A 14,482-nucleotide genomic window follows, 5' to 3' on the forward strand; every position below is an offset into this window, starting at 1 on the left:
AAGTTACGCATTAAAATCAGGCAAATACATAATCTTGCCACCCTGCATGGCCGATTCGTGCGCCAAAATACCTACCGATGTCCAGTTGGCCGATTGGGCCGCATTGGGGAATGGGTCACGGTCTTCGACCAGAGCCGTCAAAAATTCATGGGCTAAGTGAGGGTGTGAGCCACCGTGGCCAGCTCCTTGGGTAAACGAAAGGTGCGTATTTTCTTCAACATCATACACACCTCTCGTGGTAAATGCCTGAATTTCTTCGGGTAACAAATGAGCGTAATCAGGTGTAGCTACGCGTTCTGGAATCTCATGCTCTTCTTTTTTGGCGGTATGAATCACGGCTTCTTCTCCTTCGATAAGCGGCCATTCAAATGATTTTTTAGAGCCATAAACCTCAAAGCTTTCGCGGTATTGGCGGGCTACGTCAAACAAAGAACGGTACACATACGCGCTCAAATCGCTGTCTTTGAACTTGATATGGGCTGATTCCACGGCAAATGGTGAGTTGTGGATTTTGGCCAATTCTTCGCGAATTGTTCCCGAACCGAAACATGAAACATATTCTGCTTCCAACCGCAGCAAGCCTGCTACCGGACCTACGCAGTGCGTGGCGTAGTGCATAGGAGGCAAACCGGGCCAGTAGTCAGGCCATCCATCCATGTCTTGCTGGTGAGATGCTTTCAGGAACTGCACTTTACCGAGTTCGCCTTTTTCATATAACTCTTTCACAAACAAAAACTCACGGGCGTATACTACTGTTTCCATCATCATGTATTTTTTGCCCGTTTCTTTGCAGGTTTTTACGATTTCCATGCAGTCTTCTACCGAGGTAGCCATCGGAACGGTACAGGCCACGTGTTTACCCGCGCGCAATGCCTTTAAGGTTTGCTCGGCATGGTTGGGGATGGGAGAGTTGATATGGACGGCGTCAATGTTGGGGTCTTTCAATAATTCATCATAATTGGAATAACGCACATCAATGTTGAAAGCGTCACCAATGGCGTTGAGTTTCTCAACATTCCGCTGACAAATGGCGTACATATTGGCGTTTGGGTGACGCTGATAGATGGGGATAAATTCGGCTCCAAAACCGAGTCCTACGATGGCGATGTTGATTTTTTTAGACATGATATGGTTTGATTTTTTATCAAAAAATGTGTTTTATATTCCTATGCTGTTGCATGAATTGCGGATAAATGCCAGTCCGTCGCGCATCAGTTGCTCTTCGGAGTCAAACATTTTTCGCCAAATATTGGCGGCAGGAAGCTTCTGACTAAAGGCTTCAATGCTCAGCCAACCGTCGTAATTGATGTCTTTGATGGCCTGAAACGCCCCCGCCCAGTCAACATTGCCTTTGCCCGGGGTACTGCGGTCGTTTTCGGAAAGTTGAATAAACGCAATGCGGTCGCCCATGTTACGGATACAGTCGCCGATGTTTTTCTCTTCAATATTGGCGTGGAAGGTATCAAACATAATTTTACAGTTTGGGTGATTGACGTCGTCCACAAAATGAATGAGTTCGTCGCCGCAGCTTGTGAGGTATAACTCAAACCGGTTTAAGTACTCCAATCCGAGCAAAATGCCTTGATTTTGGGCGTATTCGGCTAGTTGGTGAATACCTTCTACGCCCCATTTCCATTCGTCGGCCGTGGCGGGTTGGCCCGTAAAAACGCCCAATGCCGAGTGATACGGCCCCATGAGCTTCGTGGCGCCCAAAACGGCACCGCAATCGACGGTTCTTTTGAGGTTGGTAAGGGCATTGGCGCGGATGGAAGCATCGGCGCTGATGAGGTTTTCATTAGGGCCGCAAAAGGTGTCACATTCGCGGTGAAGGCCGAGTTCATCGAGTTTTTTGCGCCAGCCATGCCAAGCGTCGGGATTGGGGTTGAAAATCGGAACTTCTACGCCTTCAAACCCAATCTCCTGAATCAGGTCAAGCGTTGGGAAAAGGCTTTCGTCAATTTGGGTGCCCCATAGGAGCAGATTCATGCTGAATTTCATATAGAAAAGGAATGGACAGGGGCAAAAAATTTCAAGTACAAAATAATAGTAAAATAATGCTAAAAACTTCCCTTCCTTTTGCTTGTTTTGACTGAATTTTGACCAAAAATAAATGAATGAATATAATTATTGTTAAAATTAAGTTAATTCAATAGCTCCTAAAAAGCCAATAAATGGAAAAATCAACGCATTAAAAACGTCATTTAGGCCACTATCTCGTACCTTTGGGCATGGAGTATTTTAAAAAGCTGCTTGATTTATTAAAAACCGAACGGGAAGAAGACCATAATCAGTACCGTAAACTCACCGAGCAATCTTCAGTGGCCGAGCGCCGGGCCAACGGCTTGACGTGGTATCCGGTAGCAATCAGAGGATCTGAAATGAGCCGGGGAGATTATTTGACCGTTGAACTCGAACGCACCACCCACCAAGATATTTCGCACCAATTTCGGTTTGGGATGCCTGCCGTATTTTTTTGTAACCACGACCCCAAAAATGACCGTGTTGAAGGAACCGTAACGCATCAAAACGGCAATCGCCTGAAAATAACCTTGCGCATTGATGAGCTGCCAGAGTGGTCGCGGGATGGGAAACTAGGCATTGACGTTCTTTTTGACGATAACAGTTACGAAGAAATGCAATCTGCCCTAAAGCAGGCGGCGGCGGTGTATGACAAAAGCATAAGCGAACCCACTGCGAGGCTGGTTCATATTTTAACGGGAGAACAAAAGCCGACTTTTCAAGAGCACATTCCTTACTTCAACGCTCCAAAATTAAATTCTTCGCAGCAATCTGCCGTCCATAAAATTTTGAGTGCCAACGAGCTTGCTATCGTACACGGGCCTCCAGGAACGGGGAAAACCACGACCTTGGTGCAAGCAATCAAGGCGTTGGTCAAGACCGAAAATCAAAAGGTGCTTGTAGTAGCGCCGAGCAATACAGCGGTAGATTTGTTGAGTGAAAAACTGCACGAAGAAGGGCTCAATGTGCTGCGCGTTGGCAATCCTGCCCGCGTCACCGAACGATTGATGGCGCTGACGCTCGACAGCAAAATGGCCGAACACCCCCAAATGAAAGAAGCGAAGCGCCTAAAAAAACAGGCGCAGGAGTTTAAGGGTATGGCCCACAAGTACAAACGTAATTTTGGCAAATCCGAACGTGACCAACGCAAGTTACTTTTTGACGAAGCCCATAAGATTATGAAAGAAGTGGGCAATACTGAGCAGTACATCATCGATGATTTGTTGGTAAAAGCGCAGGTGGTTACGGCTACGTTGGTTGGCTCCAATCATTACACAGTCAGGGAGTTGCGTTATCATACGGTCGTGATTGATGAGGCGGGCCAGGCGCTTGAGCCTGCGTGTTGGATTCCAGTGCTGAAAGCCCAAAAAGTGATTCTGGCGGGCGACCATTGCCAATTATCTCCCACCATAAAATCGGACGTTGCGGCCAAAAACGGACTCAGTACAACCTTGCTCGAAAAGTGCGTAAACACGCATCCCGAGGCCGTTACGTTGCTCGAAGAACAATACCGAATGAATGAGCAAATTATGGGTTATTCTTCCCAGATCTTTTATCATAACAAACTCAAAGCGCACGCGTCGGTGGCGCAGCGGCGGCTTTTTGCAGACGATAAACCCGTGTTGTTTATTGACACTGCTGGTTGTGGCTTTGAAGAAAAGTTGGAAGGCACCAGCAGTACCAATCCTGAAGAGGCGGCCTTGCTCCTCAAGCACCTCGTGCTCCTTACGGCCGAATGGGAAACCAAAAAAACGGCCGAAACTTTTCCGAGCATTGCCGTGATTGCCCCTTATAAACAGCAGATTCAGGTGCTGGCCGAACAACTCAGCCACGTGCCCGAACTGCAACAGTATCGGGCTCAGATTGCCGTCAATACCGTGGATAGTTTTCAGGGACAAGAACGCGACGTGGTCTATATCAGCATGACCCGCAGCAATAGCGAAGGAATCATTGGTTTTTTGGCCGACATCCGCCGGATGAACGTGGCCATGACCCGCGCCCGCAAGAAACTCGTCGTAGTGGGCGATAGCGCTACCTTGGCGCAATTTCCCTTTTACGCTGATTTTATTACCTACGTCGAATGCCTCGACGCGTATCAGAGCGCGTGGGAATTGATGTAGAAATATGACTTTATTTTAACTAGAAAAAAGAGTTTTTCTTTCTTTTGTGGCAAAAAATGCCAATATTCGCTAACAACGATGAAAAACACTGTGTTGTATTAGCCAGCATCTCGGCTTTTACATCCGATTTTACGCAACCCATTATACCTTATATACTCAATCATGCTTCCTGAAAAAAATAAGGTTCTTGTTCTTTTCACGCACCCACTTTTGGAAAGATCCCGAGCCAATCGTTTGATTTTAAAGTCGTACTCCGATCGAGAGGATGTCACGTTTCATGATTTATATGAACGCTATCCTGATTTTAACATTGATGTGGAGTACGAGAAAGAGCTCCTTTTACAACACGAGATGATTATTTGGCATCATCCTTTTTATTGGTATAGTTGTCCGCCGTTGTTGAAGCAATGGATAGACATGGTGCTGGAGGTAGGTTGGGCGTATGGGCCAGGTGGAGATGCCTTAGAAGGAAAATCCATTTTACAGACCATTACGGTAGGGGGAGGTGTACAGGCGTATCAAGAAAGTGGTCATAATCGGTTTACTATCAGAGAGTTTCTTCGGCCTTTTGAACAAACGGCGAATCTCTGCAAGATGAATTATTTCCCTCCTTTTGTGATTCACGGTACCCACCGCTTAGACAAACAGGGTTTTGCGGACTATGCTACTGAGCTTGGGCTATTTTTGGACAATTGGCAGGATATTCAATACCAACCAAACCTATATCAACACACGTACATTAATGATCTTCTCAAAAAAATAGCGACCTCAAAATGAGCACAGGATTTTTATTTCAAGCATTAGTATTTATGGGGGCGTCGATTGTCCTTGTGCCTATTGCCAAAAAAATCGGGTTAAGTTCCGTGCTTGGGTATTTGGTAGCAGGTATATTGATTGGGCCTTTTGTGTTGGGTTTTGTGGGTGAAAACGGGCAAGACATCATGCACGCTTCAGAATTTGGGGTGGTGATGATGCTTTTTTTGATTGGTTTAGAGCTTAATCCCCGCAAATTCTGGGAAATGCGAAAAGCCATTCTCGGGTTGGGAGGACTTCAGGTAGCGGGGACAACTGTCTTACTTTTTATCAGTTTTCTGTTGATGAAATGGCAATGGGAAATGGCCTTAGCGGTGGCGTTGGCGTTTTCGATGTCTTCGACGGCGATTGTCTTGCAAACATTGAAAGAAAAAAATATATCAAGAACCATCGCTGGGGAAGCCTCCTTTTCGGTACTTCTTTTCCAAGATATTGCCGTCATTCCCATTTTGGCACTTTTGCCGCTTTTGGGTACACCACATGCGGGGGCAGAGACCCATGCGTCGCTTTTTTCGGAGCAACCCGCTTGGATTCAGGCGATTTCGGTTTTTGTTGTGGTGGGATTGATTTTGCTAATCGGGAAGTTCTTGGTCGTTCCTTTTCTGCGATTTGTGTCCAAAAGCCAAATGCGCGAGTTGTTTGTGGCAGCGGCGTTGTTTATCGTGGTAGGCGTAGCGGCGCTGATGCAGGCGGTAGGATTAAGCCCTGCGTTGGGTACATTTTTGGCTGGAATGGTTTTGGCCAATACCGAGTTTCGGCATGAGTTGGAGAGCGACATTGAGCCGTTTAAGGGATTATTGCTTGGATTGTTTTTTGTGAGCGTGGGTGCCACCATTGATTTTGACCAAATCATGAGCGACCCTGCCACCATTGCGCTGCTGGTGGTGTTGGTACTGGTCTTAAAATTTATCGTTTTGATTATTACGGGCAAACTGTTCAAAATGAGCAGTGACCAAAACCTCATCTTTTCTTTTGGACTTAGTCAGGTGGGAGAATTTGCCTTCGTTTTGTTGTCATTTTCTAGCCAAATTAATTTATTGGACGCCGTTTGGAATGCAAAACTGATGGCCGTCGTTGCCATTACGATGGCTTCCACTCCGTTGGTTTTATTGCTCAATGAAAAGCTGATAGAGCCTTATTTTGGCGTAAAAACCAAGGGCGATGAGCAGGAAGAATCCGACACGATTGATACCCAACACAAAGTAATCATCGCCGGGTTTGGGCATTTTGGGAGTACCGTCGGGCGGTTTTTGCGAGCCAATGGAATCAAAGCTACAATTTTAGATAATGATTCGGACCGGGTAGATTTACTGCGGCGAATGGGGTTTGAGGTGTATTTTGGCGATGCTACCCGAGTGGACTTGCTGGAAGCCGCTGGGGCTTCAGAAGCGGCCATTTTGATTGCGGCCATCGACCCGCCAGAATTGAACCATCTGTTGGTGGAAACCGCCAAGAAAAAATATCCTAATCTGCGCATTTTTGCCCGGGCACGCAATCGCTATGATGCCTATGACCTTATGGACATGCATGTGGAGCATATCTATCGCGAAACGCTCGATACGGCGGTTAGATTAGGGGTGGATGCAATGGTCAAGTTGGGCTTTCGAAAATACACCGCCACCCGGCAGGGGCAAAAATTTATTCATTACGATGAGCAATCGCTAGAAAAACTATCAAAAAATCGCCATAATGTGAAAGAGTATGCATTATCGGTACGTGAGCAAGTACAGTGGCAGGAGCAAATCCTGCAAAACGACTTATTTCTGGCCAAAGAAGAGACAGATATAAGCTGGGACAGCGAACACTTAAGGCAAGTAGTAACCCAAAACGACCCCAAAAAATGAGATGCGTATTCCTGTAAGAAAAGAACTACAACTGCCATCGGCATCGTTTACGACGATTGAGCTGCAAGAAGCTCATTTTGACCCCAATTGGCATTTTCATCCACATTATCAACTTTTTACGGTGCTTGAAGGAACTGGTACACGCTTCATAGGTGACGATATCAGGCACTTTGAGGCGGGTGATACCGTTTTTTTAGGACCTAATATTCCGCACCTCTGGCGGAGCGATCGGGCGTATTTTGAGGGAAACCCACAACTAAAAACCCACGGTATCGTGGCGTACTTTACAGAAGATTTTCTGGGCGAGGGTTTCTTTGATAAACCCGAAATGCACGTTTTAAAACAGTTGTTGGAAAAAGGGCAAAGAGGGTTGGACATTAGGGGAGCGGCCCGCCAAATGGTAAGAGAAAACCTCAAAAAAATAGCGTCTAATCAAGGTTTTGAGACCATTTTAGAATTGTTGACCACGCTACATCACTTGGCAAATTCTTCGGAAGTGATGTACATTACGAGCGTTGGGTACGTCAATACCCATAAAGTATCGGAGACCGAGCGGATGCAGCGGGTGTATGAATACGTGATGAAACACTTCAAAGAAGAGATTCGTCTGAACGAAGTCGCTGCACTGGCCAACATGACAGAAGCGGCTTTTTGTCGGTACTTTAAAAGTCGTACCAACAAAACTTTTTCGGACTTTGTGAGCGAAATTCGCATCGGTCACGCGTGCAAGCTGTTGGTGCAAGAAAAATATTCTGTTACCCAAATATGTTACGAAAGCGGGTTCAACACCGTCTCAAATTTCAACCGCCAGTTTAAAAACCAAACGGGGAAGTCACCTTTGCAGTACCAGAAGGTGTATATGAGAGGTGGGGAATAAATTATTAACCCTCAATCGTAACAGGGCAAATTATGGCAGAACACTTAGAAACGGGTAAGCTCGGTGAAGACAAAGCGACGGCTTTTTTGCAGGACAAAGGCTACGAAATTTTGGTTCGTAACCATCGTTTTCGCCATTCGGAGATTGATATTATTGCCAAAAAGAACAAAATCCTGACCTTCGTTGAGGTAAAAACCCGCACCAACGTCAGTTTTGGAATGCCCGAGGAGTTTGTGGATGCCACCAAGCGCCGGCTCATTATGAAAGCCGCCGAGCAGTATATTTTTGATACGGACTGGCAGGGTGACATTCGTTTTGACGTAATCTCGGTCATTATTACGCAGCATACCACCCGGATTGAGCACATTGAAGACGCCTTCTATTAAAAAAATGGCTACGGTCTGACGGTTCAAAAACGTCGGATCGTAGCCATGGATTTAACACACTTTTTACATGGTAACAAAAGCGATTTCTTCTTTTTCTAAAATAGCCGTTGCTCGTTCGCTGTGTTGAATCAGAATTTTGATGTTTTTCTTCGGGATGTCATCATCATCGTCGAGCCATTTCCAATCTTCGGCGGTGGCATCCAATAGGCTGAGGAGTTCAACCATTTTTCTTTCTTTTTCGCGGGCTAGAAAAGCGTCAAAATGCGTGATGTAGAGTGCTATGTTGGCTTGTTTAATCCACGATAAATCATTCAGTAGGCCGTCCAATAAATCCATATCTGGTTCAAAATCAGGCAGATTAAGGGCTTTTTCGATTTCATTGTAAAAATCGCTTAATGTTTGGGTTTTGGTGCCGTCGATTTGGGCGAGTTTGTAATTTTTAAAGTTAGTAAGGCCCTGTTCGGAAGACAAAAGGATAATGTTTGCCATAAATTAATCAGTTGAAATTTGTACTATTGTTTACAAATAAAGGGGTAATTGAATCGTAACCCGCGTACCCGTCGGAAAAATATCCTCCACCTTAAAAGCCCCCCGGGGCTGTCCTTCGGTAGTGGGAAGCGCTGATATTCGATCGGCGGTTACTTTCATGCCTAGCGATTGTTTTTTGCGTTGTTGTTTTTGATGAATTTCGGCGGCCGCTTTTCGGCCTACACCATTGTCCTGAATTTCGACCCAAAGGCTTTTATCGGCCTGCCAAATTTTAATGGAAAGCTGTCCTTTTTCATTGGTTTTGTGCCTTAATCCGTGCAGAATGGCATTTTCTACAAAAGGCTGTAGAATCAACGGTGGCAGTTGGCATTTGTTGGGTACGGTTTCATCCAGCGTTATGTCGTAAGAAAAAGCCCCTTCGGCGCGTTCTTTTTCTAGCTCAATGTACAGTTTCAACGTATCCAGCTCCTGCGTGAGTGGAATCAGGTCATACTGTGAATTTTCTAAGATGTTTCTTACCAAAAGAGAGAAGTTTTGTAGAAAAGCGGAGGCTTTATCTGCCTGATTGCTAAGTATATAATACTCAATGGTATTCATGCAATTGAACACAAAATGGGGGTTCATTTGCGCCCGTAGCGCCTTGTTTTCTGCTTCAGCCCGTTGTTGTCTAATGCTTGCTTCTCGGCGTTCTTGGATCAATTTTGCCCGATAAAACCAGTACAAAATCCCTAAGAGAGACGTCAATGTCAGGGCACGAAACCACCAAGTTTTCCAAAAAGGCGGCTCAATTGATATTTTAAAGGAAATAGGGGCATTCCATTTTCCTGAATCATTGAGTGTTCTTACCCAAAAAGTGTAGTCTCCGCCGTCGAGGTTGGTATATGTAATAGTATGCTTGGCGTGAGGGGCTGACCAGTCGTTGGCAAACCCTTCTAGTTTATGGCTAAATACGGCTTTTTGGGGATTAATAAAGTCCAAGGCCGTAAATTCAAAGGTAATGATATTTTGGTGGTAATGAATATTGATGGGCGAGGAGGCTACTTGGTTTTGATTAAAAGGAATTTCCTGCTCCAGCACTTTAAAACCAGTAAAAACCAAGGGGGCTGAGGCGGGGTTTTGGAGTAACTTTGAAGGACAAAAGTAGCTGACTGCCCCAATGAAATTAACAAAAAGTTGCCCATTAACGGCGCTGATGCGGTCGTACATAAAACTGCCGAATAAGCCGTCATTTACCGTAAATTGACGAAAATTCTGATTTTTTTTGTCAAAAACATACAAATTTCCCTGCGTACTTATCCACACATTTTGGTCAGAATCAATAAATAAGTCATTGCATTGACTGGCATTGAAACCCTCTTTTTCGGTAAAATTCCTAAACGTTTTTTGCGGAACATCCAACACCGAAAGGCCGCCTCGCGCGGCAATCCAAAGCTTACCTTTTTGGTCAAAATCCATTCCTAAAATCACATTCAGGTCGTCGTTGGTAGGGTTTTGCTGAATAAACTGCGTGATTTTGTGCGTTTTAGTATCAAAATAATTAAGCCCTTTTCGGGTTGCTACCCAAAGATTCTGTTGATTATCAAGTAATAATCGGTTGACAACAAAATCAGAAAGCCCCGCTTCCGTGCTGAACTGTTGGCCGCGCTGGGTTTGGGCATCAATGCGCAGAATTCCCCCGCTCGAAGCCACCCAAAGCGTATTAGAAGCGTCGGCCACGATGTCATAAATTACTTTCTTGGCACCTTGATGGGAAGGTTGAAGCGCAAATTCTTGAAAAGAATCATGAACGGGATCATACCAAAAAAGCCCGTCTTCGGTGCCTGCCCATAGCCGATTTTGGCGGTCAAAATAGACCGAGCGCAGGTTTCGGTGCCCCACGTTGGCATCGGTATTCAGATAAGATTTGAGTAGTTTTTGACGCTTAAAATCGTATTTCAACACGCCGCAGCCCCACGAAGCCATCCACAAAATATTAGAATCGTGGGGGTCGGGTTTTAACTCAAAAATACTGTTGTCGATGTAAGGGTTTCCCAGCTCTTGTAGGAAAGGCAACTTGAGAGAACGAATTCGGTTGTCGTCAAAAACTACTTTACTGACGCCCATTTGCGTCATAATCCACAGATTTTTTTGATTGTCAAGGTAAAAATTATTGACAAATGGACTGACCAAATTCGTCTCAAGGGGAGGATTGACGAGTGCTTTGGTAAAAACGTGCGTGTGAATATTAAAAGTAAATAGCCCTTTGCCGAAGGTGCCGCACCATAAAATAGAGTCGCCAGTAAGTTGAGGAAAAAATGCTACCTTTTTTATGACAGCAAATGGCTTTTTGAGGTTTTTCTGTTCGGGATAATACAACGCAAATTTGCCACTTTCTACCTCAAGAGATTGAACGCCCCCGCCTTCTGACCCTACCCAAATTTTACCTTCGGTATCTTCCGTGATGCTGTTAATTTCGTTTTTTTCGCTGTATTCGGTGTTTGGGTCTTGGTGGGCGTATTCCTTGTAAGTATTGGTTTTAGGAAAATACCTGAACAACCCGCTGTGAATTGTGCCTACCCAAATATCTCCTTTACGGCTTTTAAAAAGCCGTAAGAAATAGTTGGTTTTTCGCTCGCTTAGCTTCGTGGCAAAAAGTCTTTTTTTTACCCAATTGTACTTCATCAGGCCCGCACCGTTGGCGGCTATCCAGATGTTTGGGCCATCGGCCAGAATGGGCATAAAAACCCACCTCCCGTTGTTTTTTTTATAATAAACGTACTGAAAGTTGTCGTGTGTTTCGTCATAATAGCACACTCCAGTTTCCATACTAACCCAGATTCGGCCCGTAGAGTCGGCGGTGATGGCGTAGAGTCTACGCCCTCTGATGCCGTGAATATCGGTGGGGTCATAGGTGTAATTTTTGAAATGAAGGCCGTCATAACGACACAATCCATTGCGGGTTACAATCCAGAGAAAACCGCGTTTATCCTTTAGGGCATCGACCGTAATATCGGAGGCTAGTCCTTCTCGTTGGGTATAGTTATCAAAGTTGAGTTGTGATTGGATTTGGGCAAATGTAGAAAAACGTAGGCCCCACCATAAAAACAATAGTTTGATATGATAGCCCCGTAAATACATGGTTTGGATGAGCGAAAAGTTATAGTTTAGGGCCAAACGAGAGGTCGCCCGCATCACCTAAACCAGGAACGATGTAGTAGCGAGCGTCCAGTTTTTCGTCAATGGCTCCTACCCAAAGGCGGCACTCAGACATCCGATTTTGCAGATACGACACTCCTTCTGGGCTGGCAATGACGGCAGCAATGTGGGTTTGGGCGGGAATTCCAAAACGCAACAAGGCGTGATACACTTTCTCAATAGAACGTCCCGTGGCGAGCATCGGGTCCATCAAAATCAGTGTGCGATCCTGCAAATCGGGGGCTGTGATGTAATCCATTTCTACTTCAAACTCGTCGTCGCCGATGTGATGCCCTCGGTAAGCACCGATAAACGCGTTGTCGGCTTGGTCAAAAAAATGCAGAAAACCTTGGTGAAAAGGTAGGCTGGCGCGTAGAATTGTGGCTAACACTGGAGGTTGTCGTAACAACCGCGTAGAGGCTTTGCCCAATGGGGTAACAACGTCGGCCTGACGATACGGCAACGATTTTGAGATTTCATAGGCCAAAAGTTCACCTACCCGCTCTAAATTACGACGAAAACGCAGGCGGTCCTGCTGAATATTGACATCGCGCAGCTCGGCTAAAAAATGATTAGCAATTGATGGTTGTTGAGTAAGGACAAACATAATGAAGATGAAATAGGCGGTTTGGTTTTGTGGCGTTACATTTGTAGCAACGATAATACGAACTCATTTGCGGAAAAGCAAAGTGAAATAGAACAGGGTTTGGAATCCACCCAAATCTCCGCTCCCAAAACGCATGAAAAAGCTACTGCTTCTGTTGCCAATTATTGGCTTGGGCCTATCTGGATGCCAAGATTCAACGCTGGACACAAACACCCCGGCTGCGGGCATTGCGCTTTCGTTTGATGATCGCTACGTAGAAGAATGGACCCGCCTGCGGCCTTTATTAAAGAAATATAACGCCAAGGCTACTTTTTACGTTACGCAGTTTGACAGCCTTACGCCCAAAGAAATTGGGCAGTTGCACCAATTGGTGCGCGACGGCCACGAAATCGGAGCCCACGGAGCCGCGCATATTCGGGTATTGGATTGGCTGCGGGGCGGAGGAGCGTTGGAAGATTTTTACCGTTATGAAATCGAAGCCGAGCTGCTTTCCATGCGTAAAGCGGGCTTTAATCCCGTGACTTTTGCGCACGTAGGTGGCCAACAAACGTGGTACACGGACCGACGCCTGCTGAAAGATTATTTTACGCTGTTGCGTGATGTGTCCATGACCGAGCGACGAGTGTCTTGGCTTACTTTTCGGCAGCCCGTTTTTGCCATCGACGATATTTACTACCATTTTGACGGCAACCCTAAAGTACATTCGCTGTTGATTGATCAATACACTAACATCACCGATGCGCAATTGAAGGATGGCTTGATTCGTGCCAAAAATACACATTCCGTTCTGATGCTTTTGGGGCACCGCCCTTTGTTTGTGGCATCAGATGAGCCGTACGCGTTTTCGGTGAGTCGGTTGGAAAATGTGCTGGCCGAAGCCCAACGAATGGGCCTCAAATCGTACACAATGGCGGAACTGATTCAATTATCGGGTCGTTGAGTGTGAGCTGAATCGCTCTTTTAGTTTCAAAAAAGGTTTTTCAAAATAGTGATACGACAACGCCGACACACCGACGGTTAGAAAGGTAGCCAGCGGATAAAGAATGAGGTTGAAGGTAAGATGTGGTAAGTCTTTGCCAAAAGCCCATTGAATGAGGTGGACGCTTAACACAATAAAAGCTGTTTGGTAGATATAAAGTCCGTAGGAGATTTTACCGAGGTACGAAATCCAGCCGTATTCTAAGTTGACAATTGAGCGGGGGTTGCTCGAAACGTTGAGAATAAAATACGCAAAAAATAGCCCGTAAAATTCTAAGTTGACGTGGTTGATGTGAACACCCGTAGCAAGACAAAAAAGCAGTAGACCGTAAACTACGATTTGGACATCTTTGCGAAAAAGTACATTAAGGATTTTTTCTTTGCGGTAGTAGACCAGCATCGCACAGCCGCCCCCGGTGACGAGGGTTAAAATACGGAATTGACTGAAAAAGAAGCGGATAATTTCAGGCACGTTGTTTGCATAGAACGTATTGCCCACCCAATGGTAATAAACATAAAACACACCGAAAGTTCCCAGTGAAAAAACGGTTAGTGTAATTAACAGGCGTTTCCAGGTTAGGTGTTGAATAATCCAAGGCCAGAGGTAATAGAATTGTTCTTCTACACCGATGGACCAGGTTTGGGCTGATAAGTAAGGCGAGCCGTAAAGGATGAAGCCAATGTTGGGTAAAACAATCAAAAAAAGTGACAAACGCTCATAAAAATTGTGCGCCATGAACGAAATCTCGTTGTTTGGTGCTACAAAAAAGGGGATATGAGGAAAGACAAAAAAAGCTAAAATGACAATTAAAAAATAGAGCGGCCAAATCCGCAAAATACGCCGAATGTAGAAATCACGGGTATTGATGGCCCCAAAACGGCCTTTTTCGTGCAGCAAAAGATAGGTAATCAAAAAGCCGCTCAGTACGAAAAATAAATCAACCCCCAATTTTCCCATACTTTTTATGAGGTGATAATCATAAAAATGCGGAATTTTGAACACTTCTTTGACTTGCTCAATATGGTGTATGAGTACCGAAAAGGCGGCAATAAAGCGCACGCCGTTAAGATTGGGGAAATATACGGTATTTGAAGACTTACTCAAGAGGATAAACTATTGTTTAAAGAGCTACAAAAATAACTTAATTTGCGCCAAGTAGCGATATAATTTAACA

The 14,482-nt window shown here is 45.2% G+C and carries 12 protein-coding genes; 6 read left to right on the forward strand and 6 right to left on the reverse strand.

Features of this window, described 5'->3' with window-relative positions; translation table 11 throughout:
- Positions 1-3: 3 nt before the first annotated feature.
- Both GVN20_RS01315 and GVN20_RS01320 read right to left on the reverse strand, forming a co-directional pair.
- Positions 4-1,125, reverse strand: a complete 1,122-nt coding sequence (locus GVN20_RS01315; protein WP_166556607.1) for a Gfo/Idh/MocA family protein — start codon at positions 1,123-1,125, stop codon at positions 4-6.
- Positions 1,126-1,158: 33 nt separating this feature from the next.
- Positions 1,159-1,998 carry a sugar phosphate isomerase/epimerase gene (locus tag GVN20_RS01320; protein ID WP_166556608.1) on the reverse strand — a complete coding sequence of 280 codons (840 nt, stop codon included), beginning with the start codon at positions 1,996-1,998 and terminating at the stop codon, positions 1,159-1,161.
- Positions 1,999-2,228: 230 nt separating this feature from the next.
- Here GVN20_RS01320 and GVN20_RS01325 point away from each other — a divergent pair, with 230 nt between their 5' ends.
- From GVN20_RS01325 to GVN20_RS01345, 5 genes are all read left to right on the forward strand, one after another.
- Complete coding sequence (locus GVN20_RS01325) at positions 2,229-4,139, forward strand: AAA domain-containing protein (protein WP_166556609.1); 1,911 nt, start codon at positions 2,229-2,231, stop codon at positions 4,137-4,139.
- 210 nt (positions 4,140-4,349) lie between these two features.
- Entirely contained in the window at positions 4,350-4,916 is a 567-nt protein-coding gene (locus GVN20_RS01330; RefSeq protein ID WP_229598939.1) for an NAD(P)H-dependent oxidoreductase, read from the forward strand.
- Positions 4,913-6,796: a monovalent cation:proton antiporter-2 (CPA2) family protein gene (locus GVN20_RS01335; RefSeq protein WP_166556611.1), complete on the forward strand. Its 1,884-nt coding sequence runs from the start codon at positions 4,913-4,915 to the stop codon at positions 6,794-6,796. Before GVN20_RS01330 ends, GVN20_RS01335 begins: the two co-directional genes overlap by 4 nt.
- A gap of 1 nt (position 6,797) precedes the next feature.
- The gene (locus GVN20_RS01340) at positions 6,798-7,673 is read left to right on the forward strand and encodes an AraC family transcriptional regulator (protein ID WP_166556612.1); all 876 of its coding nucleotides are present in this window, start codon (positions 6,798-6,800) and stop codon (positions 7,671-7,673) included.
- A gap of 32 nt (positions 7,674-7,705) precedes the next feature.
- Entirely contained in the window at positions 7,706-8,059 is a 354-nt protein-coding gene (locus GVN20_RS01345) for a YraN family protein (protein WP_166556613.1), read from the forward strand.
- Positions 8,060-8,122: 63 nt separating this feature from the next.
- Here the strand turns inward: GVN20_RS01345 and GVN20_RS01350 are convergent, their stop codons facing one another.
- Genes GVN20_RS01350 through upp form a run of 3 tightly spaced genes read right to left on the reverse strand, consistent with a single transcriptional unit; the run spans position 8,123 to position 12,329 of the window.
- On the reverse strand, positions 8,123-8,548 hold the full coding sequence (locus GVN20_RS01350) for a barstar family protein (protein WP_166556614.1): 426 nt from the start codon (positions 8,546-8,548) through the stop codon (positions 8,123-8,125).
- A gap of 30 nt (positions 8,549-8,578) precedes the next feature.
- Positions 8,579-11,719 (reverse strand): sensor histidine kinase, encoded by a 3,141-nt coding sequence (locus GVN20_RS01355; protein ID WP_166556615.1) that lies wholly within the window; start codon positions 11,717-11,719, stop codon positions 8,579-8,581.
- Complete coding sequence (gene upp / locus GVN20_RS01360) at positions 11,685-12,329, reverse strand: uracil phosphoribosyltransferase (RefSeq protein WP_114067819.1); 645 nt, start codon at positions 12,327-12,329, stop codon at positions 11,685-11,687. The genes GVN20_RS01355 and upp overlap by 35 nt, the downstream gene beginning before the upstream one ends.
- Before the next feature lie 133 nt (positions 12,330-12,462).
- Here upp and GVN20_RS01365 point away from each other — a divergent pair, with 133 nt between their 5' ends.
- Positions 12,463-13,269 carry a polysaccharide deacetylase family protein gene (locus tag GVN20_RS01365; RefSeq protein ID WP_166556616.1) on the forward strand — a complete coding sequence of 269 codons (807 nt, stop codon included), beginning with the start codon at positions 12,463-12,465 and terminating at the stop codon, positions 13,267-13,269.
- Here the strand turns inward: GVN20_RS01365 and GVN20_RS01370 are convergent.
- Positions 13,255-14,412 carry an acyltransferase gene (locus GVN20_RS01370; protein ID WP_114463714.1) on the reverse strand — a complete coding sequence of 386 codons (1,158 nt, stop codon included), beginning with the start codon at positions 14,410-14,412 and terminating at the stop codon, positions 13,255-13,257. The genes GVN20_RS01365 and GVN20_RS01370 overlap by 15 nt on opposite strands.
- Between the last annotated feature and the right edge of the window lie 70 nt (positions 14,413-14,482).

The sequence above is a fragment of the Runella sp. CRIBMP genome (assembly GCF_009905605.1).
Taxonomy (GTDB): Bacteria; Bacteroidota; Bacteroidia; order Cytophagales; family Spirosomataceae; genus Runella.

What these genes read in the sequence shown, in the direction of transcription:
- GVN20_RS01365 (WP_166556616.1), top strand. Translation starts at nt 12,463, where the DNA reads ATGAAAAAGCTACTGCTTCTGTTGCCAATTATTGGCTTGGGCCTATCT.
- GVN20_RS01340 (WP_166556612.1), top strand. Translation starts at nt 6,798, where the DNA reads ATGCGTATTCCTGTAAGAAAAGAACTACAACTGCCATCGGCATCGTTT.
- upp (WP_114067819.1), bottom strand. Translation starts at nt 12,329, where the DNA reads ATGTTTGTCCTTACTCAACAACCATCAATTGCTAATCATTTTTTAGCC.
- GVN20_RS01315 (WP_166556607.1), bottom strand. Translation starts at nt 1,125, where the DNA reads ATGTCTAAAAAAATCAACATCGCCATCGTAGGACTCGGTTTTGGAGCC.
- GVN20_RS01355 (WP_166556615.1), bottom strand. Translation starts at nt 11,719, where the DNA reads ATGCGGGCGACCTCTCGTTTGGCCCTAAACTATAACTTTTCGCTCATC.
- GVN20_RS01345 (WP_166556613.1), top strand. Translation starts at nt 7,706, where the DNA reads ATGGCAGAACACTTAGAAACGGGTAAGCTCGGTGAAGACAAAGCGACG.
- GVN20_RS01320 (WP_166556608.1), bottom strand. Translation starts at nt 1,998, where the DNA reads ATGAAATTCAGCATGAATCTGCTCCTATGGGGCACCCAAATTGACGAA.
- GVN20_RS01325 (WP_166556609.1), top strand. Translation starts at nt 2,229, where the DNA reads ATGGAGTATTTTAAAAAGCTGCTTGATTTATTAAAAACCGAACGGGAA.
- GVN20_RS01350 (WP_166556614.1), bottom strand. Translation starts at nt 8,548, where the DNA reads ATGGCAAACATTATCCTTTTGTCTTCCGAACAGGGCCTTACTAACTTT.
- GVN20_RS01335 (WP_166556611.1), top strand. Translation starts at nt 4,913, where the DNA reads ATGAGCACAGGATTTTTATTTCAAGCATTAGTATTTATGGGGGCGTCG.